Annotated in this window: 21 protein-coding genes; 11 read left to right on the top strand and 10 right to left on the bottom strand. The window is 68.5% G+C overall.

Features of this window, described 5'->3' with window-relative positions; translation table 11 throughout:
- The first annotated feature begins 148 nt into the window (after positions 1-148).
- The 4 genes from G341_RS0119800 (at position 149) to G341_RS0119815 (ending at position 3,867) form a co-directional block, all read left to right on the top strand.
- The gene (locus tag G341_RS0119800; protein ID WP_018180918.1) at positions 149-1,468 is read left to right on the top strand and encodes an ABC1 kinase family protein; all 1,320 of its coding nucleotides are present in this window, start codon (positions 149-151) and stop codon (positions 1,466-1,468) included.
- A gap of 248 nt (positions 1,469-1,716) precedes the next feature.
- Positions 1,717-2,526 (top strand): hypothetical protein, encoded by an 810-nt coding sequence (locus G341_RS0119805; RefSeq protein ID WP_018180919.1) that lies wholly within the window; start codon positions 1,717-1,719, stop codon positions 2,524-2,526.
- On the top strand, positions 2,523-3,215 hold the full coding sequence (locus G341_RS0119810; protein WP_018180920.1) for a hypothetical protein: 693 nt from the start codon (positions 2,523-2,525) through the stop codon (positions 3,213-3,215). Before G341_RS0119805 ends, G341_RS0119810 begins: the two co-directional genes overlap by 4 nt.
- A gap of 7 nt (positions 3,216-3,222) precedes the next feature.
- Entirely contained in the window at positions 3,223-3,867 is a 645-nt protein-coding gene (locus tag G341_RS0119815) for an Rv0361 family membrane protein (protein WP_018180921.1), read from the top strand.
- A 144-nt stretch (positions 3,868-4,011) separates the two neighbouring features.
- Here the strand turns inward: G341_RS0119815 and G341_RS0119820 are convergent, their stop codons facing one another.
- The 3 genes from G341_RS0119820 to G341_RS0119830 form a co-directional block, all read right to left on the bottom strand.
- Positions 4,012-4,305: a WhiB family transcriptional regulator gene (locus tag G341_RS0119820; protein WP_018180922.1), complete on the bottom strand. Its 294-nt coding sequence runs from the start codon at positions 4,303-4,305 to the stop codon at positions 4,012-4,014.
- A gap of 418 nt (positions 4,306-4,723) precedes the next feature.
- Positions 4,724-6,817 carry an ATP-dependent DNA helicase UvrD2 gene (locus G341_RS0119825; protein ID WP_018180923.1) on the bottom strand — a complete coding sequence of 698 codons (2,094 nt, stop codon included), beginning with the start codon at positions 6,815-6,817 and terminating at the stop codon, positions 4,724-4,726.
- 60 nt (positions 6,818-6,877) lie between these two features.
- Positions 6,878-7,333 (bottom strand): PaaI family thioesterase, encoded by a 456-nt coding sequence (locus tag G341_RS0119830; RefSeq protein WP_018180924.1) that lies wholly within the window; start codon positions 7,331-7,333, stop codon positions 6,878-6,880.
- A 56-nt stretch (positions 7,334-7,389) separates the two neighbouring features.
- Between G341_RS0119830 and G341_RS22700 the strand changes: the two genes are divergently transcribed.
- From G341_RS22700 to G341_RS0119845, 3 genes are all read left to right on the top strand, one after another.
- Complete coding sequence (locus tag G341_RS22700; RefSeq protein ID WP_018180925.1) at positions 7,390-7,983, top strand: TetR/AcrR family transcriptional regulator; 594 nt, start codon at positions 7,390-7,392, stop codon at positions 7,981-7,983.
- Positions 7,984-8,032: 49 nt separating this feature from the next.
- Positions 8,033-8,308, top strand: a complete 276-nt coding sequence (locus G341_RS0119840) for a mycoredoxin (RefSeq protein ID WP_018180926.1) — start codon at positions 8,033-8,035, stop codon at positions 8,306-8,308.
- Between the two features lie 90 nt (positions 8,309-8,398).
- Positions 8,399-9,298: an undecaprenyl-diphosphate phosphatase gene (locus tag G341_RS0119845; protein ID WP_018180927.1), complete on the top strand. Its 900-nt coding sequence runs from the start codon at positions 8,399-8,401 to the stop codon at positions 9,296-9,298.
- Here the strand turns inward: G341_RS0119845 and G341_RS0119850 are convergent.
- The 3 genes from G341_RS0119850 to G341_RS0119860 are packed head-to-tail and all read right to left on the bottom strand — an operon-like array spanning position 9,295 to position 12,176.
- Positions 9,295-10,179 (bottom strand): arylamine N-acetyltransferase family protein, encoded by an 885-nt coding sequence (locus G341_RS0119850; protein WP_018180928.1) that lies wholly within the window; start codon positions 10,177-10,179, stop codon positions 9,295-9,297. The two genes, G341_RS0119845 and G341_RS0119850, sit on opposite strands and share 4 nt — an antisense overlap.
- A gap of 34 nt (positions 10,180-10,213) precedes the next feature.
- On the bottom strand, positions 10,214-11,128 hold the full coding sequence (gene nudC, locus G341_RS0119855; protein ID WP_026303929.1) for an NAD(+) diphosphatase: 915 nt from the start codon (positions 11,126-11,128) through the stop codon (positions 10,214-10,216).
- A 1-nt stretch (position 11,129) separates the two neighbouring features.
- Positions 11,130-12,176, bottom strand: coding sequence for a potassium channel family protein (locus G341_RS0119860; protein WP_018180930.1), 1,047 nt, complete (start codon positions 12,174-12,176; stop codon positions 11,130-11,132).
- 98 nt (positions 12,177-12,274) lie between these two features.
- Here G341_RS0119860 and G341_RS0119865 point away from each other — a divergent pair, with 98 nt between their 5' ends.
- A complete protein-coding gene (locus G341_RS0119865; protein WP_043452192.1) occupies positions 12,275-12,655 on the top strand; it encodes a DoxX family protein in 381 nt (126 codons plus the stop codon).
- A 3-nt stretch (positions 12,656-12,658) separates the two neighbouring features.
- Here G341_RS0119865 and G341_RS0119870 read toward each other — a convergent pair whose 3' ends face one another.
- Together G341_RS0119870 and G341_RS0119875 are read right to left on the bottom strand one after the other, a co-directional pair.
- A complete protein-coding gene (locus tag G341_RS0119870) occupies positions 12,659-16,036 on the bottom strand; it encodes an ATP-dependent helicase (RefSeq protein WP_026303931.1) in 3,378 nt (1,125 codons plus the stop codon).
- On the bottom strand, positions 16,029-19,454 hold the full coding sequence (locus tag G341_RS0119875; protein WP_018180933.1) for an ATP-dependent helicase: 3,426 nt from the start codon (positions 19,452-19,454) through the stop codon (positions 16,029-16,031). The genes G341_RS0119870 and G341_RS0119875 overlap by 8 nt, the downstream gene beginning before the upstream one ends.
- A 74-nt stretch (positions 19,455-19,528) precedes the next feature.
- Here G341_RS0119875 and G341_RS0119880 point away from each other — a divergent pair, with 74 nt between their 5' ends.
- Both G341_RS0119880 and G341_RS22705 read left to right on the top strand, forming a co-directional pair.
- On the top strand, positions 19,529-20,323 hold the full coding sequence (locus G341_RS0119880) for an alpha/beta fold hydrolase (RefSeq protein WP_026303932.1): 795 nt from the start codon (positions 19,529-19,531) through the stop codon (positions 20,321-20,323).
- A 1-nt stretch (position 20,324) separates the two neighbouring features.
- Complete coding sequence (locus G341_RS22705; RefSeq protein WP_018180935.1) at positions 20,325-20,639, top strand: MGMT family protein; 315 nt, start codon at positions 20,325-20,327, stop codon at positions 20,637-20,639.
- Here the strand turns inward: G341_RS22705 and G341_RS0119890 are convergent.
- On the bottom strand, positions 20,625-21,107 hold the full coding sequence (locus G341_RS0119890; protein WP_051092882.1) for a MarR family winged helix-turn-helix transcriptional regulator: 483 nt from the start codon (positions 21,105-21,107) through the stop codon (positions 20,625-20,627). The two genes, G341_RS22705 and G341_RS0119890, sit on opposite strands and share 15 nt — an antisense overlap.
- A gap of 80 nt (positions 21,108-21,187) precedes the next feature.
- On the opposite strand from G341_RS0119890, the gene G341_RS0119895 reads away from it, so the two are divergent.
- Positions 21,188-22,144, top strand: a complete 957-nt coding sequence (locus G341_RS0119895; RefSeq protein WP_018180937.1) for a quinone oxidoreductase family protein — start codon at positions 21,188-21,190, stop codon at positions 22,142-22,144.
- Between the two features lie 13 nt (positions 22,145-22,157).
- Here the strand turns inward: G341_RS0119895 and G341_RS0119900 are convergent, their stop codons facing one another.
- Positions 22,158-23,015, bottom strand: a complete 858-nt coding sequence (locus G341_RS0119900; protein ID WP_018180938.1) for a TIGR02569 family protein — start codon at positions 23,013-23,015, stop codon at positions 22,158-22,160.
- Positions 23,016-23,046: the final 31 nt, after the last annotated feature.

Consider the following 23,046-nt stretch of genomic DNA (forward strand, 5'->3'; position numbering starts at 1 on the left):
CGGCAGGGCGCAAACCCCACCTGCAACGACGAACCCCACTCGATTTCGGGTGGGGTTCGTCGTTGCAGGTGGGGTCTGTGCACCGCATGGGCGGCGCCGGCCGCTCAGGCTCGTCACCTAAGATTCCAGTGAATCTCTAGGAGGATTGGTGGCGAAGATTACCGAGGGCCGCGGCCGTCGCAACGCCAAGCTGGCGAGCCTGCCGTTGGGTATGGCCGGCCGTGCCGTCGCAGGTGGTGCCAAGCGCCTGGCCGGTAAAGACAAGGACGAAGTCCAGGCGGAGCTGCTGGAGAAGACCGCGCAGCAGCTGTTCTCCGTGCTGGGTGAGCTCAAGGGCGGCGCCATGAAGATCGGGCAGGCGCTCTCGATCTACGAGGCCGCCATCCCCGAAGAATTCGGCGAGCCGTTCCGCGAGGCCCTCACCAAACTGCAGGCTGAGGCCCCGCCGATGCCCGCCAAGAAGGTCCACCAGGTCCTCGACCAGCAGCTCGGCACCAAATGGCGCGAGCGCTTCCGTGAATTCAACGACGAAGCGGTGGCCTCGGCGAGCATCGGTCAGGTGCACAAGGGCGTCTGGTCCGACGGCCGCGAGGTCGCGATCAAGGTGCAGTATCCCGGCGCCGACCACGCCCTGCGCGCCGACCTGAAGACGCTGTCGCGGCTGTCGGGTGTGCTGCAGAAGCTGTCGCCCGGCACCGACGTCAAGACCATGATGGACGAGTTGATCGCCCGCACGGAGGATGAGCTCGACTACGTCTCGGAGGCCAACTACCAGCGGCAGTTCGCCAAGGCCTTCGACGGTGATCCGGACTTCTGCGTTCCCAAGATCGTCGCGAGCGCACCGAAAGTCGTTGTCTCCGAGTGGGTCACCGGCACCCCGCTGTCGAAGATCATCAGCGAGGGCACCCAGGAGCAGCGCGACAACGCCGCCTTCAAGATGGCGCTGTTCGAGTACAGCTCCCCCGCCCGCTGCGGGCTGCTGCACGGCGATCCGCATCCCGGCAACTTTCAGCTCCTCGAGGACGGCCGCTTCGCCGTCCTCGACTTCGGTGCCGTGGGCCTGTACCCCGACGGTCTGCCCGAATACATCGGCAAGGTCTTCCGGCTGGCACGTGACGACGATTACGACGCCCTCCGCGATGAGCTGGTGGCGTCCAACTTCATCCAGCCGGGATTCGAGGATCGGGTATCGACCGAGGATCTGGTCGCCTTCTTCGCGCCGTACGTCGATCCGCTGAAGGTCGATTCGTTCCACTTCACGCGACGCTGGCTGCAGAAGATCACCTACGCATCCACGGATGTGAACGGCGACGTCTACAAGACCTCGCGATACCTGAACACGCCCAAGGAGTACGTCATGGCGCTGCGCGTGATGGCCGGCTGCGCCGGCATCGCCGCACAGCTCGACGCCACCGTGCACTACCAGGACATCATGCGCGAATGGATCCCCGGCTACGCCGACGAATGAGTTTCTTCCCGCACTGACTCCCAGCACTATCGAGAATTCGCCGAACAACTGTCGTTCAGGGGAACGACAGTTGCATTGACCTGCGCTTTTCGCCGTTCTTACGATCTTTATCGATCGCCTCGTGACCACGGAACGCAAGAAAAGCAGGTCCTGTTTTGGAACGTCGAATACGCGCAATAGTCATCGCACTATGCGCCGCCCTCTTATTACTCGTCAGCCCGTGGACAATTGCGTCGGCAGCCCCCGGTGTGCCGGCCGGGCCGCCGTCGACCGATCCGTGCGCCGCGCAATTGCAGGCGGCGAACGATCTCGAGGGTCGAATAGACGCGCACAACGCGCAGCCGCACACCTTCACGCTGCCGGATCAGCAGGGTGCCTACGACGCCTACAACAACGAGGCGCGGCAACTCAACTCCGAGAAGGACGCGGCCGTCGCCAATCTGAAGGCATGCGGCGACGCGGTCAACAAACTTCTCAACAACGGATCCGTCAAGCCGCCGACCCAGGACCGGATCAACAAGATACAGGACGGAATCGACTCCATACCCAGCGGATTCAAGCCACCCGCGACAGCACCTAAACAGGGTGGCGTCGTGACGGTGATGCCAGAGCTGAAGCCGCTGTGGCGCGCACTCCGCTCGGGAAATCCCGGCACCACCCAGTCGATCGGCAACGTTCCGTTCCAGGGAAAGACCTGGCCGCAGACCGGAACGCCCAACCCCGTCTACCCCGCGGGCAGCGGACAGACGATTCCGGCCGGCAGGTTCGGCAATCCCGCGGTATCCGCCGACCATATTGTGCCGATCGCCGAAATCCTGTATTTGCCGGGGTTCCTGAAATTGCCACCGGCTTTGATGTATCAGGTAGTGCGGGCCCCAGTGAATCTGCAATGGCTTTCCAGTCTGGAGAATTCGATAAAGTCATCCGGCTCCGCCGCCCGGATTTTGGGCGCCGACACGCAATGGATTCAAGAGCAAGGCAACCTGCAGAATTCACTCAGAGGCCAGTTGACGGATCTTATCCAGCAGCTCCTGAAAACGTTAGGATCGCAGCCATGACAGTGACCGACCAGGAAATCGTCGAACAGCTCGAGGTTTATGGCCGGCAGCCGGCCGAAATCCTGCCGGTCGGGCAAAGCGCAACCGACCTACCGAGCCCGTGGCGGCCGATCGCCGCAGCCGAGCAGGCGCCGGCACGCATCGAGTCCGCGCTCGGTTTGTGGAACGAGGCTTTCCTCGCGATGATCCCGCGTACGGCGGAATTGTTCCGAACCGAACTGGTCGACGTCCGCGTCGCCCGCCGCGACGGCGAATACCTGCTGTTGTACATCGTGGAGCACTACCCGGACACCCCGCACCGCGAGGTCCGCGTCTGGGTGGGCGGCCAGCCCGACCCCGGCGGTGCCGTCCCGGAACTCTGGGACTGTGTCCCGGCCGCGCTGCGTGAGTTTCTGCAGACCGTGCATGGCGGCCTCACCGCCGCCGACCGGGAAGCCTTCGGCCCGCAGGCGCCGCGCTATCTCCAGACACTCGCCGAGATTGCCGGGGCGCCCGACGGGATCCCCGGCTGGGACTACGAGCCCGACTCGACCCGATTGTTACTCATCGCCACCGACGGCGGCGCCGACTGCTGCGTGTCACCGGACCTGCCGGAAGGCGAGGGCGTCCTGATCTACCAGGGCGACGAACCCGATCCGCCGCAGCCAGTCGGCTTGCTGCTCGACGAGATCATCGACGCCACCCTTTAGGACGACCATGAACACCAATCAGCTACCGGACAATTGGAACGTGCCGCCCGGCGCCATTCCCGGACCGCCGCCGATGCGTCCGGCATCCGGACCGTGGCCTCCGGCGCCGTCCGGACCGGGCTACGGACCCCAGTGGGGGCCGACGCCGCCCCCGCCGCCGGGCTATCCGCCGACCGGGTTCATGCCACCCGTCCCCGGTCCACCGCCGCCGCCGAATGCCGGTCGCCGGCGCCGCCGGATCGTGCTGGCCGCGATCGCCGTGCTCGTCGTCGCAGGCGCCGCTACCGGCACGACACTCTTCCTGATGCGCGATCACGGGAGCAGTAACCGGGCCGAGATCACGCGGGTGGCAAATCAATTCGCGGACGCGACCAACACCGGCGACGTCTCGAAGATGACTCCCCTCATGTGCAGCGCAGAGGCGCAGGCGCTGCAGGACAGCTCCGACGACGTCGATCCGGCCGACCTGCCGGACAAGCCGGAGCCGCGGCTGCAGTTCGATGTCAAGCAGGTACAGGTGAAGAACGATCTCGCGGAAGCGACGATCTCCTTCCCCAAGACCGGCAAGACGACCGAGGTCTACTTCCGTAAGGAATCGGGCGACTGGAAGGTGTGCGCGCCGGTCGAACAACAGATGAAGCAGGCCGGATAACTGAAACAGACCGGATAACCCGCGGCCAACCTCCAACCTCCGCCAGACGCAGAACGACCCCAGCCGAATCGGCTGGGGTCGTTCCCCTCTCGCCATCTCTTGGCGATTCACCATCCCGGAGCGGGTCCCTGTGTGCGCCGGATGTCATGCGGCGACTGGATTCTTCCGAGGGCGACCACGCGGCCGCTTGCGCGCGATGATCACGCCCTGCTCGAAGATCTCGCCACCCCACACGCCCCACGGCTCGGCACGATCCAGTGCGGCACTGAGGCATTCATTGCGGAGCGGGCAGTCGACGCACAGCGCCTTGGCCTGCTCCAGCAGGACCGGGTTCTCGGCGAACCAGAGATCCGCGTCAACCTCCCGGCAGGGGATGCTGTTGCGTGATACCAGGTTCGCCCTAGTACACGACTCGCTGTTGCTTTCTACGGTCATCATTGCGGGTCCTCCACTGGTTTGTTCCATCTCGGGTCTGTGGTGGCGATACCCGGGGCCGGTGGGGTTCGTGTGCGACGTGATCGATGGTCGTTCCACGAAAAAGGCCACGGGTTTCGCCGGTGCGAATTCCGTGGCCTCGAAAGCGATAGTCCGTCAGATCGGACTGCGAGTACGCACGGGATTCGCGGGTGGCGTGGCTGCATGAGCGGCTCGTGCCGACGGCTCGCACCAGGTATGGGCAGCGGCGTCGGCTACAGCTGCGTCACGCAACTGACCGGCGAAGATCATCTTGCTGTTCACTGCTCCACTCCTTCCTGATGTCGAACGCTTCCACGATTGGCGGCGCCTGGGCGATGAGACCAGCCGCCAGCCCGTGCTGACGATGATTACTTTAGGGAAGAGTCACTGGAGACTCAACCTATTTTTGACCTGCGGTTTTGATGAGATCCAAGAGCTCGGCTCCGTACTGGTCCAACTTCTTGGGCCCGATGCCGGGGATCTTGACCAGCCCGGGCACATCCTGCGGCGCCTGCTCGGCGATTGCGGTGAGAGTGTTGTCGGAGAACACCACGAAGGCCGGCACCTTCTGCGCTTTCGCCTGACCCGACCGCCATTCCTTCAGGGCCAGCAGCAGCTCCTCGTCGAGATCGGACGGGCAGCTCTCGCAGCGGCCCAGCAGCGAGGCCGTCTTCCCGATCAGCCGTTTGCCGCACACCCGGCAGGTCGGCGCCGAACGCGTCCGCTTCGGCGGCTGCGCCGCCATCGACGCCGGCGAGTCGTCCGGCACCAGCTCGATGAGGAATCGGGACCGTCGCCGCCCGCGTCGGCCGCCCTCGTTGCGCGCCAACGCCCACGACAGCTGCAGATGTTCGCGCGCACGGGTGACACCGACGTAGAGCAGCCGCCGTTCTTCCTCGATCGCGGCGTCGTCGCCGAACGATTGGGTGATCGGAACCGAGCCGTCGACCAGGCCGACGAGGAATACCGCATCCCATTCGAGGCCCTTGGCCGCGTGCAGCGACGACAGGGTGACGCCCTGCACCGTCGGCGGATGCCGCGCCTCGGAGCGGGTGACCAGCTCGGCCGACAGTTGCTGCAGCGTCAACGCGGGCTCGTGCTCGATCAACTCGTCGGCGAGATTCTCCAAGGCACGCAACGACTCCCAGCGCTCGCGCGCCTTCGCGCCGGCCGGGGACTCGTCGGTGAGGCCCAGCGGCACCAGGATCGCCTTGAGCACCGTCTTCACGTCGGCATCGGCCGGCAGATCGTCGCGGCCCGCGGCCTGCTGGACCGAGCGCATCGCCTGCCGGATCTCGGTGCGCTGGAAGAACGCCTCGCCGCCACGCACCTGGTACGGGATCCCGGCGGCGGTGAGCGCCTGCTCATGGGCCTCGGACTGGGCGTTGACGCGGTACAGGATCGCGATCTCCGCGGCCGGAACGCCCTGCCCGATAAGCCGTTTCACCGATCGTGCCACCGCGGCCGCCTCGGCCGGCTCATCATCGAACTCCGCGAAATACGGTTCGGGACCCGGCGGACGCTGACCGATCAGCTGCAGCCGCGTGCCGGCGATCCGCCCACGCGCCGCGCCGATGGTCCGGTTGGCCAACGACACCACCTCGGGTGTCGAGCGGTAGTCGCGTTCGAGCCGGACGACCGTCGCATCCGGGAAACGCCGGGAGAAATCGAGCAGATACTTCGGGCTGGCGCCGGTGAACGAGTAGATCGTCTGGTTGGCATCGCCGACCACGGTCAGGTCGTCCCGCTCGCCCAGCCACGCATCGAGCAGCCCCTGCTGCGCCGGCGTCACGTCCTGGTACTCGTCGACGACGAAACACCGGTACCTGTCCCGGAATTCGGCAGCGACGGTCGGATTGTCGCGCAGGATGCCCGTGGTCATCAGCAGCAGATCATCGAAATCGAGCAGGTAGTCCCCGTCCGGGGACCGCTTGAGTTCCTCATAGGCGGCGTACACCCGGGCGACCTGCGCGGCCGGGAACGGCGTCTCGCGGCGATTGCGTTCGGCGGCGGCCACATAGCCGTCGGGCCCGATCAGCGATGCCTTCGCCCATTCGATCTCCGATGACAGGTCGCGCAGCGTCTCGGTGGAGGTGCCCAGTTCGGCGAGCCGGGCGGCGCGGCCGACCACCGGAAACTTGTTGTCCAGCAGCTCCCAGCGGGAATCGCCGATCGCCTGCGGCCAGAAATACCGAAGCTGCCGGCGGGCTGCGGCGTGGAAGGTCAACGCCTGCACCGCGTCCGATCCCCCGCCGATGCCCAGGGACCGCAGTCGGGTGCGCATCTCGCCCGCGGCGCGCGCGGTGAACGTCACGGCCAGCACCTGCGAACCCCGAACATGGCCCGACGACACCAGGTGCGCGATGCGTCGGGTGATGGTGCGCGTCTTGCCGGTGCCGGCGCCCGCCAGCACGCAGACCGGGCCCCGAGGGGCCATCACCGCGGCGAGCTGCTCGGGGTCAAGGTCTGCGCCCGCCCCCTCGGGCGATGTCATGCCCCCAGTATGACAATCGGCTCCGACAGGGTCGCGCCGGTCGCCCGCTTGCGAACCGGCCTACTGCTCCGACGACTGCGCGCGACCGGCCGCGCGAATGGTGCCCTGCGCATGTGCGCAGTCGGTGCGCTCGCCGGCGGCGCCGACCGAGACGATCCGGCAGCGGCAGACGGCCATGCGTTCGGTGTGGTCGATGACCTCCGCGATGGCCAGCACCTGCGGCCCGGTGACCGGCCGCAGATAGTCGAGGGTCATCCCCGCGGTCAGCACGTTCGGGCCGAGCACGCTGCCGCCGGCGAAGGTCAGGGCGTTGTCGGCGAGATAGCCGATCATGCCGCCGTGCAGGTACCCGTGCTGCTGCCGGTGATGATCGGCCATATCCAGCCCCAGCGTGGCGGATCCGGAACCGAATTCGACCATCCGCGCGCCCACGAAGACGCTGAAGGGCTGGGCCGCCAGCACCTTCGCCGCGAAGTCGAGCATCGCGTCCGCATCCGTACCGAGTTCGGTGGTCATCACATCCTCCTTTTTAGAGATTACTCTCTAATAAAAGCTACCCTACTCTCATGCCCATGGGTCGGCCCACGAAATACGACGCCGCCGCCATCGTCGCCGCGGCCTCGGCGATCGCGGGCGAGGGCGGACCTGATGCGATCACCATGAGCGCGGTCGCGACCCGGCTCGGCGCCCCGAGCGGGTCGATCTATCACCGATTCGCGAGCCGTGCCGCGTTGCGCGGAGCCGTCTGGCTGGATACCGTCACGTGCTTTCACCAGCAGGTCCTCGACGTGCTCGACGAACGCCGGCCGACCGAGAGCGCGCTGCGGGCGGTGCGCGCGACCATCGAGTTCTGCCGCACTGACGCCGATCGCGGCGCCGTACTGCTCGCCGGGCGCGCGGCGTTCACTCCGGACGACTGGCCGGCGGAAACGCTCGACGCCGTCATCGACTCGGACCAGACGTTCTTCACCCGGATCTCGGCAGTGGCGCGCGGCGTCGCGAAGGAATCCGGCGTCGACAAGCAGCTGGTGTATCTGGCGATCGTGGATCTGCCGTATGCGGCCGTCCGGCGGCACCTGAGCTCGCATCGACCGATTCCTCCCGGTCTTGCCGATGTGGTCGCGGACGCCGCCACCCGCATGCTGACACCTCGGCCCGCCGAGTAGCCGGTCACACCGCGGGCGGATCGGGAACAGCCCCTAGCCACGTGATGTTATGGACGACATGAGCGAGAATCCGACGTTGACCCAGAATCCGACGTTGACCATGTACACCACCACCTGGTGTGGCTACTGCAACCGCCTCAAGGCGGGCCTGAAGACCCTGGGCGTCACCTGGGACGAGGTCAACATCGAAGAGGATCCCGCGGCCGCCGACTTCGTCGGGAGCGTCAACGGCGGCAACCACGTCGTTCCGACCGTCAAGTACGCCGATGGCACCACGGCCACCAATCCGTCGATCGCAGATGTGCGCAAGAAGCTCGCCCTCTGACCCTGCCGCGGTAGCGGATATATGCCCTCAACTGGTCATATGCGGCACGCAAAGTTGCCGCTCGACTGACCGATCCCGCATTGTGTCGGGGTGTCGACACTGACCTATGCGCAGTCCGTCGTTCTGGGTGCCCTGCAGGGCGTCACGGAACTCTTCCCGATCTCCAGCCTCGGCCATTCCGTCCTGGTTCCGGCGTGGATCGGGGGCGCGTGGCAGCAGTTGGTCACCGAGGGCGATTCCAAGAACGGCACGCCGTTTCTGGCGTTCATCGTGGCGTTGCATGTCGCGACCGCGTTCGCGCTGCTGTGGTTCTACTGGCGCGACTGGGTCGATGTGATCGGCGCATTTCTCACGACGTTACGCACGCGGCGCATCGAGACATCGTCGCAGAAGCTTGCGTGGATGATCATCGTCGCGACCATTCCCGTCGGCATCGTCGGGCTCGTACTGGACAAGCCGCTTCGCGAGCTATTCGCGAAACCCCTTGCGGCCGCGATCTTCCTGACGATCAACGGCCTCGTCCTGGCGACCGTCGAGATGCTGCGACGACGATCGGCGGCGCTCGTCGAGGCCCGGCCGTCGTGGGACGATCCGCACCACGACCGCGAGATCACCGCGCTCAGCTTCCCGGAGGCCGGTGGCATCGGCTCGCTGCAGATTCTCGCGTTGTTCGCCGGCATCAGCCGCTCCGGTGTCACCATCGTCGGCGGGCTGTTGCGCGGGCTCAATCACGAGGACGCCGCCAAGTTCGCGTTCATGCTGGCCACGCCGGTGATCCTGGCCGCCGGCGTCCTGAAGATCCCCGAGCTGGCCGGTCCGCAGGGGGACGGCATTCACGGGCAGATCATCGTCGGCGCGGTCGTGGCATTCGTCGCGGCCTTCGTGTCCGTCAAGTTCCTCACGAAGTTCTTCACCACCCGAACGCTGACCCCGTTCGCGATCTACTGCCTGGTGGCCGGGATCGCGTCGGTGATCCGCTTCGCGGTCTAGCGTTCCCCGCCGGCGAACAGTCGAGCGGACACCGCGGCGATCGCCTCGGGCGACGCGTCGATGTGCAGCTCATCGAAGGCCGCGCGCAGGTCGTCGGCGCCGGCAAGCGTCCGCTTGTCGACGGCCCCCGCGGACCGACGCCGGAACACGGTGTCGGCAAGCGTGATTCGGGCGCCCTCGGTCGCGAGCGCCGCCATCAGAGTGCCCGTGAACGGCGACGCCGGCGACGTGGAGACGAACCAGTTGGCGACCGCCACGTCCCCCGCGGCGACCGGCGACAGATCGAGTGTGTACAGGCTGCGCCACGACCGCTCGCCGTCGACGACCAGCTGCAACTGCAGCACCAGGTCGGCGTCCGGCGCTGCGTCCGAGTGCACTCCGGCCTCGGCCGGCGACACCACGCGATAGCGGTCATGCGGGGTCGACTGCACCGCACCGCGATCATCGAGGTCGATCGTGCCGGTCGGCGTCATGCCGCCGTTCCCGGGATCCACCAACAGGTTTCGCCCGCCGAGCGTCACGATCGTGACGAAATGCGTGCGGGTACCCGGCGCGCTGCCGGGTTCCGACAGCACCCGGCCCCAGGCGCCGCGAACCGCGAAGCCCAACTGCGGCAATACCGCCTGCAGCAGCGTCGCATGCTCCATGCAGTACCCGCCGCGGCGCGGGCCGCCGTCGACCGCGCCGAGCAGCTTGTCCGCCACCGCATCCGGGTCCAGATCCACCGCACCGTCCGGCGACGGACCCGGCGCGTAGCTCGTCACATTCTCGAACGGGATCGCCTCCACATGCAGGCGCAGGAACTCGTCGAGCAGGGCGCGGTCGGGCGTAGGGGTGCCGCGGTAGCCGATTCGGCGCAGGTAACGCTGTACATCCGTCATGGCCGCGAGGTTACGACCTCAACCGATGTTGAGGTCAAACGGCGGTGAACGCCCAGGAGCGGATCAGCATATGGGCGATAGAGACGTTGCCCGGCAACAGCAGCCCGCTGTCAGGTACTGAATCACCCGGCCGCCACTCGCGCCCGGCCTCGAGCGCCTCGACCACCTGCGAACGCTCGAACCACTTGGCGTCTTCGATCTCTCCGTCGCGAAAGTCCAGCGGCTCAGCGGGATCAGCCTGCGCCTCGAAGCCCAGCATCAGCGATCGCGGAAACGGCCAGGGCTGGCTGCCGAGGTATCGCGGGTTTCGCACCCGCACCCCGACCTCCTCGTAGACCTCCCGGATCACACACTGCTCCAACGACTCTCCCGGCTCGACGAAGCCGGCGAGGGTCGAGTACCACCCCTCTGGCCACACGGACTGCCGCCCGAGCAGCACTCGATCGGCACCGTCATGCACGACCGTGATGATGGCCGGGTCGGTGCGCGGATACTCCTCCGCGCCGTCGGCGCCGCGACGCACCCAGCCGGCGTGCCCGATCGTGGTCGCCTCCCCGGTGACCGGCGAGAAGGCCGCGGCCGCATGCCAATTGAGTATCCCCAGGGCGGTGGCGAGAAGGCCGGCGTCCTCGCCGGACAGTCGGCCGCCCGCGCGCCGGGCGTCCGTCGCCGGGCCGTCCAGCTCGTCGACCCGCATCGCCCACAGATCGCCGGACGCGCCCAGCCCGAGGAAGACCGCTTCGGTCGGCGGCTCCTCGGCGATGTCGGCGGCGCGGGTCCAGCGCAGCTTGCCGTCGTCGACGACGAAGCCGCCGTGCTTGTCGACCAGCAGCACCTCGGCGCTCGCCCAACCGGCTCGTAAACGCTCGACGTCATCGCGCAGCTCGTCGGCCCGGTCGAAGGTCGCGCGGGACAGCATCGGCGGATCGATCAGCGTGAAATCAGCCATCTCACATGCCTCCTCGCCGGACATAGAGCAGCCGGTCGCCTTCTTCGATCGAGTCCACGTCGTGCACGCGATGCACCGAGCCGCCGCGCACCACCGCGAGCACCATGTCGCCGGTGTGACGCGGGGAGCCGCCATATTCGGTCGGTTCGGCATCGCGCTCGCCGATGCCCAGGCCGTCCTCGGGCGACAGGAGATCCTCGATCACCTCGACGACGGACGGCGTCGAGGTGGCCAGGCCCAGCAGTCGGCCGGCGGTCTCCGCCGACACCACCACCGAGTCGGCGCCCGACTGCCGCATCAGATGGGTGTTCTCGGCCTCCCGCACCGCGACGACGATCTTCGCCTTGGGCGCCAGTTCCCGCGCCGTCAACGTCGCCAGGACGGTGGTGTCGTCGCGGTTCGGCGCGATGACGATCGACGCGGCCTGTTCGACGCCGGCCAACCGCAGCACATCCGACTTGGTGCCGTCGCCGCGCACGGTGACCAGTCCGTCGCGCTCGGCGGCGTCCAGCTCGGTCTGATTCGGATCGACGACGACGATGGAGGTCGGCTTGGCCCCGTCGCCCAGCATCGCGTCGACCGCGGTCTTGCCCTTGGTGCCATAGCCGATGATGATCGTGTGATCGTGCACCTGTGACCTCCAACGTCGAATCTTCGCGGCCTGCCGCGACCGTTCGGTCAGCACCTCCAGCGTGGTGCCGACCAACGTGATCAGGAAGAGCACCCGCAGCGGCGTGATCAGCAGGACGTTGATCAATCGTGCCTCGGGCGTGAACGGGGTGACGTCGCCGTAGCCGGTCGTCGAGAGCGACACCGTCGTGTAGTACGCGGCATCGAGGAACGACAGGTCGTTGTCCTGCACATCGCGATATCCGGATCGATCGGCGTATACGATGAGCATCGCGGCGAACAGGATGCCGAGCGCCAGCAGCACCCGGCGCAGGACCGCCCGCCCGGGACTGATCGCCGTGCCGGGGATCCGCAGCGTCCCCACCAATGCATATGCCGGTTCGCTGGTGATGCCGTCTCGCCACCGCCGCCGTGCCATGCGGCAAACCCTATCGCGAGACCGCGGAGCGCAACCACGACCGCGCCACTGTGTGGACTCGGCGGCGGCGACGGCGCCGATACGGCAGGGTGGACACCATGCGCAACGATCAACTCGCTCGTGGAATGGGTTTCGCTCTGGTCGGCATGGGCACGACGCACATGGCGGTGCCGGAGCCGTTCGACTATCTGATCCCGGATGAACTGCCGCTGTCCAAACGCACCTGGACCGTCGCGTCGGGGGTCGCAGAACTGGGTGTGGGCACTGCCCTGGTGATCCCGCGGACCAGACGTCTGGGCGCCCTCGCCGCGGTGCTGCTGTTCCTCGGAGTGTTTCCGGCGAACGTCAACATGGTGCGGCTCTGGAAGGACAAGCCCCTGCCGATGCGGATCCTGGCGTGGGCCCGCCTACCGCTGCAGATCCCGATGATCTGGGCGGCGCTGCGCGTCTACCGAGACCCGGCTCTGCGGCCCGAGTAACGGCTACGGCGTGCGCGTGCCGCGCAACAGGTCTGCCAGCTCCGCACGATCGGGCAGATCCGTGGGTTCCACGGTGAGTTCGGCCCGCACGTAATGGAATCCCGCCCGCACCGTCTCGATCGGCGCACCCGTCAGCTCCGACCAGGCCACCCGGTAGGCCGCCAACTGGATGTCGACGGCTTTGCGGCCCTTCTCGGTCGGCGGCGCGCCGGTCTTCCAGTCCACGACGAACCAGCCCGTCACGCCGGTCGCAGGGTCCGGCTCGGCGAATACCGCGTCGATCCGGCCGCGAATGATGGTGTCGCCGATGACCGTTTCGAACGGCACCTCCACCTCGCTGGGGCTTCGCGACGCCCACGGTGAGGCCAGGAACTTCTCCTGCAGCTCCGCCAGGTCGGCATCCGAACCGTCCGCCGCGTCCGCCGCACCCGGCAACTCGTCCAGATCCAGCAGCCGAGTAGCGCCGAATCGTCGCTCGATCCAAGCGTGGAACGCCGTGCCGCGGCGGGCCAACGGATTCGGCTTGTACGGCAGCGGCCGTCGGAGCCGCCGGGCGAACGCCTGCTCGTCGGAGTCCAGCTCGACCATCTGACTGACCGAAAGGTTTTGCGGCATCGCGATTTCCACCCGGCGGTCGATGCCGCGCTCACGTTCGGCGAGCAGCACCTCCAGCTCCGACTCCCATTCGGCGATGAGCGGGTCGGCGGCCGGGTCGGCCGGATCGGCGTTCGCATCGAACAGCGTCGGCTCGCCGCTCGCCTGCTGCGCGGCCAGCACCAGGGCCGCGCCGGTGGCGACCGGGTCCCGTCGCGGGCCCAGGCCGTCCGGCGGCCAGTGCTTCGCGATCACCTTGGCCGCCAATGGATTCTCGGCACCCTCGGTCGGATCCGGACACCAGTCGTGGATGACCAGACCGGACTCATCGCCCATTCCCTCGTCGACGGCCTCCCTGTCTGCGAGGAGTTGCTCGACGATGCCGTGCAGTTCGACCAGGAACGGCGACGGGCCCCGCGGCTTGGCCGACCCGTCGCCCCACTGATGCCCGGAGATCAGCAGCGCATCCTTGGTACGGGTCAGCGCGACGTACAGCAGCCGCCGATCCTCTTCGAGCTTGCGCTGCCGCAGCGCTTCCTTGTGGTCCTCGATCGCGTCGTCGAGCTGCTTGCGATCGCTCAGGTTCCGCAGATCGATCGGCGGGAATCCCTCTCCCCCCAGATGATCCGCGAGGTCGCCGCGCAGCTCGGGCGGTAGTTCGCGGGCGCTGCCGAGCCAGGTGCCGTCGGCCTTGCTGCTCGGGAAGACGCCCTTTGCCAGGTGCGGCAGCGCCACCACATCCCATTCGAGCCCTTTGGCCGCGTGCACCGTGAGGATCTGGACGCGATCACCTGTCGGCTCGATCTTGCCCGGCTCCAAGCCCTTTTCGATGACGACCGCCGAATCCAGGAAGGCCAGCAGACCCGGCAGGGTGGCCCCGGACCGGCCCGCATAGTCGGCGACATAGGTGGCAAAAGCGTCGAGATGTTCTCGGCCCGTGGTGTTTCCACGCATCCGGCGGGCCCGGACCTGTGCCTCGACGGCCACCCCGCTGACCCGCTCGACCTCGGCGACCAGCTCGGGCAGCGGGATGCCGATGCGACCGCGAAGCCGTTCGATCTGCCCGCCCAGCAGGGTGATCCGGCGATAGCCCTCCGGCGAATACAGCGATGGCGGCCCGGGATCGGCCAGGGCATCGCCCAGGCCGGCGCGGTCGCTCACGTCGGCTGGGATCGCCGCATCCAGCGCCTCGGCCAACTGCTCGGTGGTGGTCAGCGCCGACGACCGACCGGCGAACTCGAGGGCCGCCAGATCCGTGGCGCGGCGCCACAACGCGGCCAGATCATGCGCACCGATCTGCCACCGCGGCCCGGTGAGCAGCCGCATCGCCGCGGTGCCGGCCATCGGGTCGGCCATCAGCGACAACGTGGCGACGATGTCGGCGACCTCAGGGACATGCAGCAGCCCGCCGATGCCGACGACCTCGACCGGGATGCCGCGGCGCTCGAGGGCAGCGGCCAGCGGCGCCGAATCCTCGTTGCGGCGCACCAGGATCGCCACCGTCGGGGGTTGCCGACCGGCATCCTCGGCCGCCCGGTAGCGCGTCGCGACCTGGTCCGCACACCACTCGCGCTCGTCGTCGACGGTCTCGGCGAGCATCAGGTCGACCGTGCCGGCCGGGGCATCCGGGCGGGGCCGCAGGGTGCCGACCGGTACGCCGCGCGACCGGAGTTCGGCCGACGCCTCGTTGGCGATGTCGAGCGCATGCCGGGCATTGCGCCAGCTGGTGAGGAGCTCCAGCCGCCGCGCCGGCGAACCGTCGCTGCACCGGAAATCGGTCGTGAAACGCGGCAGATTGGCCGCCGACGCGCCGCGCCAGCCGTAGATCGACTGGATCGGATCGCCGACCGCCGTCACGGCGGTGCCGCCGGTGAACAACTGCGACAACAGGATTCGCTGCGAATGCCCGGTGTCCTGGTACTCGTCCAACAGCACCACGCGCGCGGCAGCCCGCTCGGCCGCGGCGACCTCCGGATGCTCGCTGACCAGCCGCGCGGCCAGCGACATCTGGCTGCCGAAGTCCAGCGACGACTGCGCACGCATCTGCGCGCCCAGCTCGACCACCAGCGGGATCAGCGCCCGCCGCTCGTCGATGACGGCCTGGATGTTCCGCAGCTTCTGCGACGGCCCGCCGCGCTGGCCCTTGCCTTTCGGCAACGTGTCGATCAGCTCGTACAGGTCGGACCCCGCCGACGCGAGGTCGTCCAGATCTACCATGTGCTCGGCGATTTCGCCGTACAGCTTGAGGATCGATTCGGTGACGCCGCTCGGCGTCTTCGGCGTCTGCAGGCCCCGGTCCCAGTTGGCCACCACCGAGAACGCCAGCTGCCACAGCTCGGTCTCCGACAGCAGCGTCGACGTCGGCTCCACCGGCAGCAGCAGCCCGTAGTCGGCGACCAGCCGGCCGGCGTAGGCGTGATAAGTGCTCACCAGAGGATCCGAGCTGCGGATGCGAGTGCGCACGACCCCGTCGGGATCCCAGCGCCGCATCGCCGGCGCACCCGCCAGCATCGACAGGCGCCGGCGGATGCGCGCGGCGAGTTCCTGGGCGGCCTTGCGGGTGAACGTCAGTCCCAGAATCTGATCCGGGTCGACGAAACGGTTGGCCACCAACCAGACCACCCGCGAGGCCATGGTCTCGGTCTTGCCGGCACCCGCCCCGGCGACCACCAGCATGGGCTCCATCGGCGCCTCGATGACGGCGATCTGCTCGTCGGTCGGCGGCGGAAGGCCCAGTGCTGCGGCCAGTTCCGCCGCGGGCACAAGCGACCGCGCGGGCTCAGTCATCGGTGACCGTCCGCCCCGCCAGCTGCGCCGGGCAACTGGACTGCAGCCCGCAATGCCCGCATCCGGGATTGACCGCCGCGACGAATCCCGGTCCGATGCTGGCGATTCCGGCCGCGCGAACCTGTGCGGTCTGCGTCGCCAACTGTTCGGCGTCCAATGGCGACTGCTGCCGGACCGCGGCACCGGTCTTCTGGTTGGCGTTGTTGACGTACACCAGCTGACCGCCGCCCGGCGGCCCGGACACCCCGGGAACCCCGTCGAGAGCCAGGGCGAGCTGATACGTCGCGAGCTGCGCATGCGTGGTCGCCTGTTCCACCGAGATCGTCGTCTTCGCCGTCTTCACATCGATCACGACCGGCCGACCGGCACTGTCGCGTTCGAGCCGGTCGATGCGTCCGCGCAATCGAATCGGCGGCGCATCTACGGTCTGCACGTCCGGGTCCTGACCGTCCTCCCCGGCGGCGACGATGTCCACCGGCCCGGCCGGCACCACCGCCTCGACGTCGACCTCCACGCCGGTCTCGGTGAGCGAGTCCCGCGAGAGCCGCAGCCAATCCCGGAAGTTGGTCAGCATCGCGTCGGTCCGCGCCAGCTCCGAGTCGGAGAACCATTGCGCCCCAACGTCGATGTGATCCCATACCCGACGCAGTGCCGCGGCGACCTCGTCGGGCGGGATGTTGCCCGCGACCGCCTGGACGAGCGTGTGCACCAGCGTGCCGGTGACCGCGGGCTGGCTGTCGCCGTCGCGGCCGCCGAAGCGTTCGAGCATCCAGCGCAGCGAACACGTCGACAGCACATCGACCGCGGACGGCGACAGGGTCACCGGACCCGATCCGCTCCACAGCGGCTGGGACGTGCTCGGACCGGCGAGGCCGTACCAATCCACCGGATGCGCGCCCGGCACCTCCGCGTCGGCCAGCCTGGCCAGCAGGCGGGCCGCCGCCTCCTGCCGGGGGGTCGGCATCGCGCCGGGCTCGATCGACACCACCTGCGACCGGAGTTCGGCGATCAGCGACGGCAACGACAGGGTGCGGCGCACCCCGGGATCGAGTTCGATCTCGGATTCGATCGGCGGGTCGTCGCCGTCGGTATCGGGATCGCGTCCGTCTCCCAGGCTCGCGACGATGCCCGCGAGTTCGCCGACGAACCTCGACGGCGCGTCCTCGCCGCCGCCATCGTCGACCGCAGTGACCAGCAGCTGCCGCCGGGCCCGGCTGCAGGCCACGAGCAGCAGCCGGCGTTCCTCGGCCAGCGCCAGCGCCGAGCGCGACACCGTGCCCAGCGCCTGCTCGTCGATACCGTCCAGCAGGTCCACCAATTGCGTTGTGCCCAAGATGCTTCCGCGGCTGCGCAGGCTCGGCCACAGGCCGTCCTGGACGCCCGGCACCGCCACCACGTCCCATTCCCGCCCGGTCGCGGCGTGCGCCGACAGCACCGTCACCGCGTCCGTGCGGGCGGCGGCGGTTGCCGATTCGCCGGGGATCTGCAGTTCATCGAGATAGCTGACGAATCCGTCGAGCCGCGCCGCCGGCAGGCTGTCGGCGAAGTTCGCGGCCGCGTCGAACATCGCGAGCACGGCATCGAGGTCGCGGTCGGCCTGGTCGCCCGCCGCACCGCCGCGCAGTGCACTACCGGCCAGCCGTCGCTCCAATTGCGTTGCCTGCCAGGTCGACCACACGATGTCCTCGATACCGCGCCGCTGTTCCTCGGCCCGGCGGGCGGCATCGATCACCCGGCGCACGGTCTGGATCGGCGTGCGCTCGAAATCGGTGAGCTCGGCCAGATAGCCGGCGTCCGCCTCCGCAGCGGCCAGCAACTCGATGAGCACCGCGGTGCTGTCCCGCGGCTCCTGCCCGGCCTCGGCCCGTGCCGACTCGACGCGCCGGATCGCACGCCGCAGTCGACGCATCGCCGCGGGGTCGGCCCGGCCGATCGGCCCGGTGAGCAGGTCGGTGACCTGATCGGCATCGAGCGGCCCGGACACCGCCCGCAATGCCAGCAGCAGCGCCGCCACCAGCGGCTGCCGCGCGATCGGCAATTCGGCCGCCGGTGTCGTGAGCGGCACTCCCGCCGACCGCAGCGCCCGACGCAGCGGGATCATCGCCCGCGGCACGGACCGCACGATCACGGCCATCTCCGACCAGGGCACGTTGTGATAGAGGTGCGCGCGGCGCAGCAGATCCGCCACCGCGGTCGCCTCTTTGGCCGTCGACGAGAGCACCTTCACGCCGACGCCGGACTCACCGATCGGCTCGGGCCCCGCCGCGTCCGCGACGCGGTTGCGGCGCGCCCCGGGCAGCCGGGCGGCGATCGACTGCCCCACCCTGTTCAAGGTCGGACCCGACCGGAAGTTCGTGCCGAGGAACAGATCTCGGGTCGCGTCGCCGGTGTCCAGGTCGTTGAGGAATGCCGCGCTGGCGCCGCGGAATCCGTAGATCGACTGGTCGGCGTCGCCGGTGATCACGGCGATGTCCGCACCGACGCCGACGCGCCGGATGAGTTCGGCCGCCTGCGGATCGAGATGCTGCGCGTCGTCCACCAGCAGGCAGCGAAGGCGGCCGCGCTGGGCGGCGAGCAGGTCGGGGTCGGCCGCCAAGGCATCGAGCGCGGAGCCGATCAGTTCGGCCGCGTCGACGGCCGGCGCGGTGGCCTGCGGCGCCTGCCGGCCGACCGCGCCGCGCAGCAGCGTGCTCTGCTCGTAGACGCGCCAGGCCTTGCCGGCGGCCTCCCACTCGGGCTTTCGATGCTTGCGGCCCAACGCGATGAGCTGCTCCGGACCCACCCCGCGCTCGGCGGCGCGCATCATCAGGTCGCGCAGCGCCTGTGCAAAACCGTTGGTGCCCAACGCCGGACGCAGATGCGGCGGCCAGTACCGCGCACCGTCGTCGATATCGCCCGCCAACAACTCCCGCAGGACGGCATCCTGCTCGGACCCGGTGATCAGCCGCGGCGGCGGGTCGTCATGCGCGACCGCACGCAGTCGCAGCACCGCAAAGGCGTACGAGTGGATGGTCCGCACCAACGGTTCCCGGGCCGACAGGGGCGCCGAACGGCCTCCGGCCTCGGGGGGCCGGCCCCGGTCCGCGCCGCCGAGCATCCCGGCACTGATCCGGGCTCGCATCGCCGCCGCCGACCGGCGGCTGGCGGTGAGCACCAGAATCGACTCCGGATCGGCACCAGCCGCGAGCCGGCTGGTGACGATGTCGACGAGCAGGCTGGTCTTGCCGGTCCCCGGGCCGCCGCGCACCCGGTACGGCGCCCACTGTGCGCCCGCGCCCGACCGTGCCGCCGACTCCGCATCGGGGTCGGCGGGAGCCAGCAGCGCGGCGATCTCGGCGGGCCAGCGTCGCGCCGGCTCGGGTACCGGCGGCTCGCGCACGAGATCGATGCGCACCGGCTTGCGAGGCGCGTCGGTCATTCGTTCATGCAATCACGAGCCGCCGACAGGACACGGCCCGACACCGCGGGTCCGCCGTACGGCACCATGGGTCGGTGCGCGCATTGCATGTGGAGACATTCGGTCCGGTCGACGGTCGGCCCGTGGTCGCGCTTCACGGACTGACCGGGCACGGTCGACGCTGGCACCGACTGGCCGCCGATTTGCCCGAACACCGGATCATCGCCCCCGACCTGCTCGGCCACGGGCATTCGCCGTGGGAGCCGCCCTGGCATCTGGAGGAGCACATCGACGCGCTCGCGCCGCTGGTCGATGAACTCGGCCAGGCGCCGATCGTGGTCGGCCACTCGTTCGGCGGATTGCTGGCCGTGCATCTCGCCCGGCGGGTGCCCGTGCACGCGCTGGTGCTGCTCGACCCGGCGATCGCGGTGCCCGGCACCAAGGTGCTGCCGGGCGCCACGCACACCGTCACGCATTGGACGATGCGGGACGCCCAGCATGCCCGCGAGGTGAAGCGCGCCGAGTCGTGGTGGGAGGTGGCCGACGAACTGCTGGACGTCGAGATCGACCAGCACCTGATCGACTACGCCGACGGCCAGCCGACCGCCGAGAGCGACGAGGCCGACGGTGTCGGCTGGCGGGTGTCGGTCGCCGCAACCGCCGGGATGTTCGGCGAGCTGTGCCGGCCGTTCCCGCTGCCGCCGCCCGACGTCCCCGTACATCTGGTCCAGGCCCTGAAGGTGCAGCCGCCCTATGTGTCCGCCGACTTCGTCGCGGCACTGGCCGCCCAACAGGGCGACCGGTTCACCATGCATGAAATCGATTGCGACCACATGGTTCCGCTCGCCCGGCCCGAGTTGGTCGCCGACCTCGTCACCCGGGTCGGCTGAGATGGCGGCCGTCTCGGACGCGGATGTCGAGCGGGTGCGCGGATTCGTGGCCGCGATTCCGCCGGGACGCGTCGCGACCTACGGCGATCTGGCCGAACTCGCCGGACTGTCCAACCCGCGGATCGTCGGCTGGATCATGCGCACCGACAGCAGCGATCTGCCCTGGCACCGGGTGATCGGCGTATCCGGCGCGCCCGCAACGCATCTGCGCGAACGCCAGCTCACCGAGCTGCGCGCGGAAGGCGTCCCGATCCGGGACGGCAAGGTGCGGATGCGGATCGCGCGACTGTCCGCCGAGGAGCTATCGAGACTCTGACCCGTCGCCGGCCAGCGGATCGCCTTGCACCGCCTGCATCCGCTGTAGCAATAGCTGCAATCGCTGGCGGTCAGTTGCATTCAGCCTGTCGGTGACCGGGCGGAGTGCACCCGCTATCTCGCCACGGGCCCGCTGTGCCAGCACGGCCCCTTCTTCGGTGATGACGACATCGACCGCGCGACCGTCGTCGGCATTGCGCATGCGCTGCAGCAACCCACGTTTCTCCGCACGGCTGACCAGTCCCGTCATGCTGGATTTGTCGAGACCGAGATACTCGGCCAGTTCGGTGATCTTCAGTCGTCGATCCCACAGGATCGCGAGCACCCGCAGCAGTGTGGGCGACAAATCATGCTCGGCGCACACCTGATTCAGCACCGTCATCGTCGTAAAGGCGTTCTGCACCAGGCCATCCACCAGGTCGTCATGGGCAGGTGGGCGGGTTCCAGCCTTCCGATTCGATTTCGTCATGGCCACAGCCTACTTGACCTAGTTGGTAATACCACCTATTTTTAGTTTGTACTACCACCCAATTACTCGAGGAGCTCCCGATGAAAGCCGCAGTCGTCACCGCCTTCGACAGCCCACCTCGGTACAGCGAAATCCCCGCACCGATCCCCGGCGACCGCAACGAGATCCTGGTCGATGTCATTGCAGCGGGCCTGCATCCGCGGGTGCGCTCGCAAGCCGACGGTTCGCACTACACCAGCACCGGCGTGCTACCGCTGGTCCCGGGGATCGACGGCATCGGTCGGGACTCCGAGGGCGGTCTGCGCTATTTCATCCTCGACGACACGAACCACGGCTCTATGGCAGAGCAGACCGTCATCGACACTCGACGCAGCTTCCCGCTGCCCGAACACGCCGACACGATCGCGGTGGCCGCAGCGCTCAATCCGGCGATGGCATCGTGGATGGCCCTGCGCCGACGAATCGACTTCAGCCTAGGACAGCGCGTTCTGATACTCGGCGCGACCGGCAGCAGCGGCCGGATGGCCGTCCAAGTGGCACGACGGCTGGGGGCCGGTCAGATTGTCGCCGCCGCGCGCAATGCCGACCTGCTCGAGGCGCTTCCCGGACTCGGCGCCACCGACACCGCGCAACTCGACGACGGAGACCAGCTCGGCCGGGCCGCCGGGGAGGTCGACGTGGTACTCGACTTCCTGTGGGGCGAGCCCTCCGCGAATGCCATGATCTCCGTCCTGACCGCACGACCCGATCGCGGCAAACCCCTGTCGTGGATCCAAATCGGTTCCGTCGCCGGACCAACCGCGCCCATCCCGTCGGCCGCACTGCGGTCCAGTCGACTGCAGATCGTCGGCAGCGGGCAGGGCTCCCTCGAGCGCGGCGACTATCTGGAGGAACTCCCCCAACTGGTGCGGGAAATCGCTGATGGGCAGTTCGTCATCGACGCGAAACCGATGCCGTTGGCAGAGATCGGACGGATCTGGACCACCCCGGGCGGCACACGACGCATCGTCATCACACCCGCCGCACGCCGATCCTGATCGGTCAGTCGGCCTAGACGGTCAGCCGGATCAGGTCGGTCGCCCGCTGGAGGCCGACGAGCGCCCCCGACGACGACCGGGGATGCAGCGCGTGCACGGCCAGCCGGAATATCAACGCCCGCAACAGCATCTGCGGCCACTCCGGCATCTCTTCCCACCGTTCGATGAGCGCATCGTCGGCGCCGCCCCAAGCGAGGGCGTCCACCACGACCACCGCAGCGGCCCAGGATGCCGGGCGCCAGTACGGGGTGATGTCGGTGATCCCGGGGGCCGCGCTCCCGGCGAACAGGACCGAACCGAAGAGGTCCCCGTGCACCAGCTGCGATTCGATGTCGACCTTGCGGCGCAGCGTTGCAAGCGTTTTCACCATCTCCATGCTGGTGACGCCGTCCGGCGAGGTCGGCTGATCCATCCCGGCCGCCCGGGCGGTCTTCAGCGGAACGTCCTCCCACGCGGCACGATCGGCCGCGACGAACACGTCGACGTCGGTATACGGCGGGCCGGGCTGCTGCTGCAGAAACCGCGGGCGCTCCAGATCGGCGGTCGCCTGATGCAGCCGATTGGCCATCAGGACGACCTCGTCGTGCCGGGGTTCGGGCGATCCCGCGATGTAACTGTCGGCGCGCCACCCGCTCACCACATACCGGCCGTCGGTCGATCGGACGGGACGGGCGATCCGGAGGCCGTCGACATACAGGTCCTCACGCACGGTCGCGGACCACGCCGCGCGAGCGTGATCGGGCACCTGCGACAGCACCACCTCGCCGAATCGCCATCCGCCCGACCAGTGATCGCCGAGCTCGACGGGCTCATCCTCGTCGAGCCCGAAGGTCTTGATGACATGCTCCGGGGGCAATTCGGCGTCGGTCACGAGGACAGACTACCGAGGTGACGGCCCGGTT

It is taken from the genome of Jongsikchunia kroppenstedtii DSM 45133 (assembly GCF_000380485.1).
Taxonomy (GTDB): domain Bacteria; phylum Actinomycetota; class Actinomycetes; order Mycobacteriales; family Mycobacteriaceae; genus Jongsikchunia; species Jongsikchunia kroppenstedtii.

Coding starts and splice junctions, on each gene's coding strand:
- G341_RS0119810 (WP_018180920.1), top strand. CDS start 2,523: ATGACAGTGACCGACCAGGAAATCGTCGAACAGCTCGAGGTTTATGGC.
- G341_RS0119815 (WP_018180921.1), top strand. CDS start 3,223: ATGAACACCAATCAGCTACCGGACAATTGGAACGTGCCGCCCGGCGCC.
- G341_RS0119820 (WP_018180922.1), bottom strand. CDS start 4,305: ATGATGACCGTAGAAAGCAACAGCGAGTCGTGTACTAGGGCGAACCTG.
- G341_RS0119825 (WP_018180923.1), bottom strand. CDS start 6,817: ATGACATCGCCCGAGGGGGCGGGCGCAGACCTTGACCCCGAGCAGCTC.
- G341_RS0119830 (WP_018180924.1), bottom strand. CDS start 7,333: ATGACCACCGAACTCGGTACGGATGCGGACGCGATGCTCGACTTCGCG.
- G341_RS22700 (WP_018180925.1), top strand. CDS start 7,390: ATGGGTCGGCCCACGAAATACGACGCCGCCGCCATCGTCGCCGCGGCC.
- G341_RS0119840 (WP_018180926.1), top strand. CDS start 8,033: ATGGACGACATGAGCGAGAATCCGACGTTGACCCAGAATCCGACGTTG.
- G341_RS0119850 (WP_018180928.1), bottom strand. CDS start 10,179: ATGACGGATGTACAGCGTTACCTGCGCCGAATCGGCTACCGCGGCACC.
- nudC (WP_026303929.1), bottom strand. CDS start 11,128: ATGGCTGATTTCACGCTGATCGATCCGCCGATGCTGTCCCGCGCGACC.
- G341_RS0119860 (WP_018180930.1), bottom strand. CDS start 12,176: ATGGCACGGCGGCGGTGGCGAGACGGCATCACCAGCGAACCGGCATAT.
- G341_RS0119865 (WP_043452192.1), top strand. CDS start 12,275: ATGCGCAACGATCAACTCGCTCGTGGAATGGGTTTCGCTCTGGTCGGC.
- G341_RS0119870 (WP_026303931.1), bottom strand. CDS start 16,036: ATGACTGAGCCCGCGCGGTCGCTTGTGCCCGCGGCGGAACTGGCCGCA.
- G341_RS0119875 (WP_018180933.1), bottom strand. CDS start 19,454: ATGACCGACGCGCCTCGCAAGCCGGTGCGCATCGATCTCGTGCGCGAG.
- G341_RS22705 (WP_018180935.1), top strand. CDS start 20,325: ATGGCGGCCGTCTCGGACGCGGATGTCGAGCGGGTGCGCGGATTCGTG.
- G341_RS0119890 (WP_051092882.1), bottom strand. CDS start 21,107: ATGACGAAATCGAATCGGAAGGCTGGAACCCGCCCACCTGCCCATGAC.
- G341_RS0119895 (WP_018180937.1), top strand. CDS start 21,188: ATGAAAGCCGCAGTCGTCACCGCCTTCGACAGCCCACCTCGGTACAGC.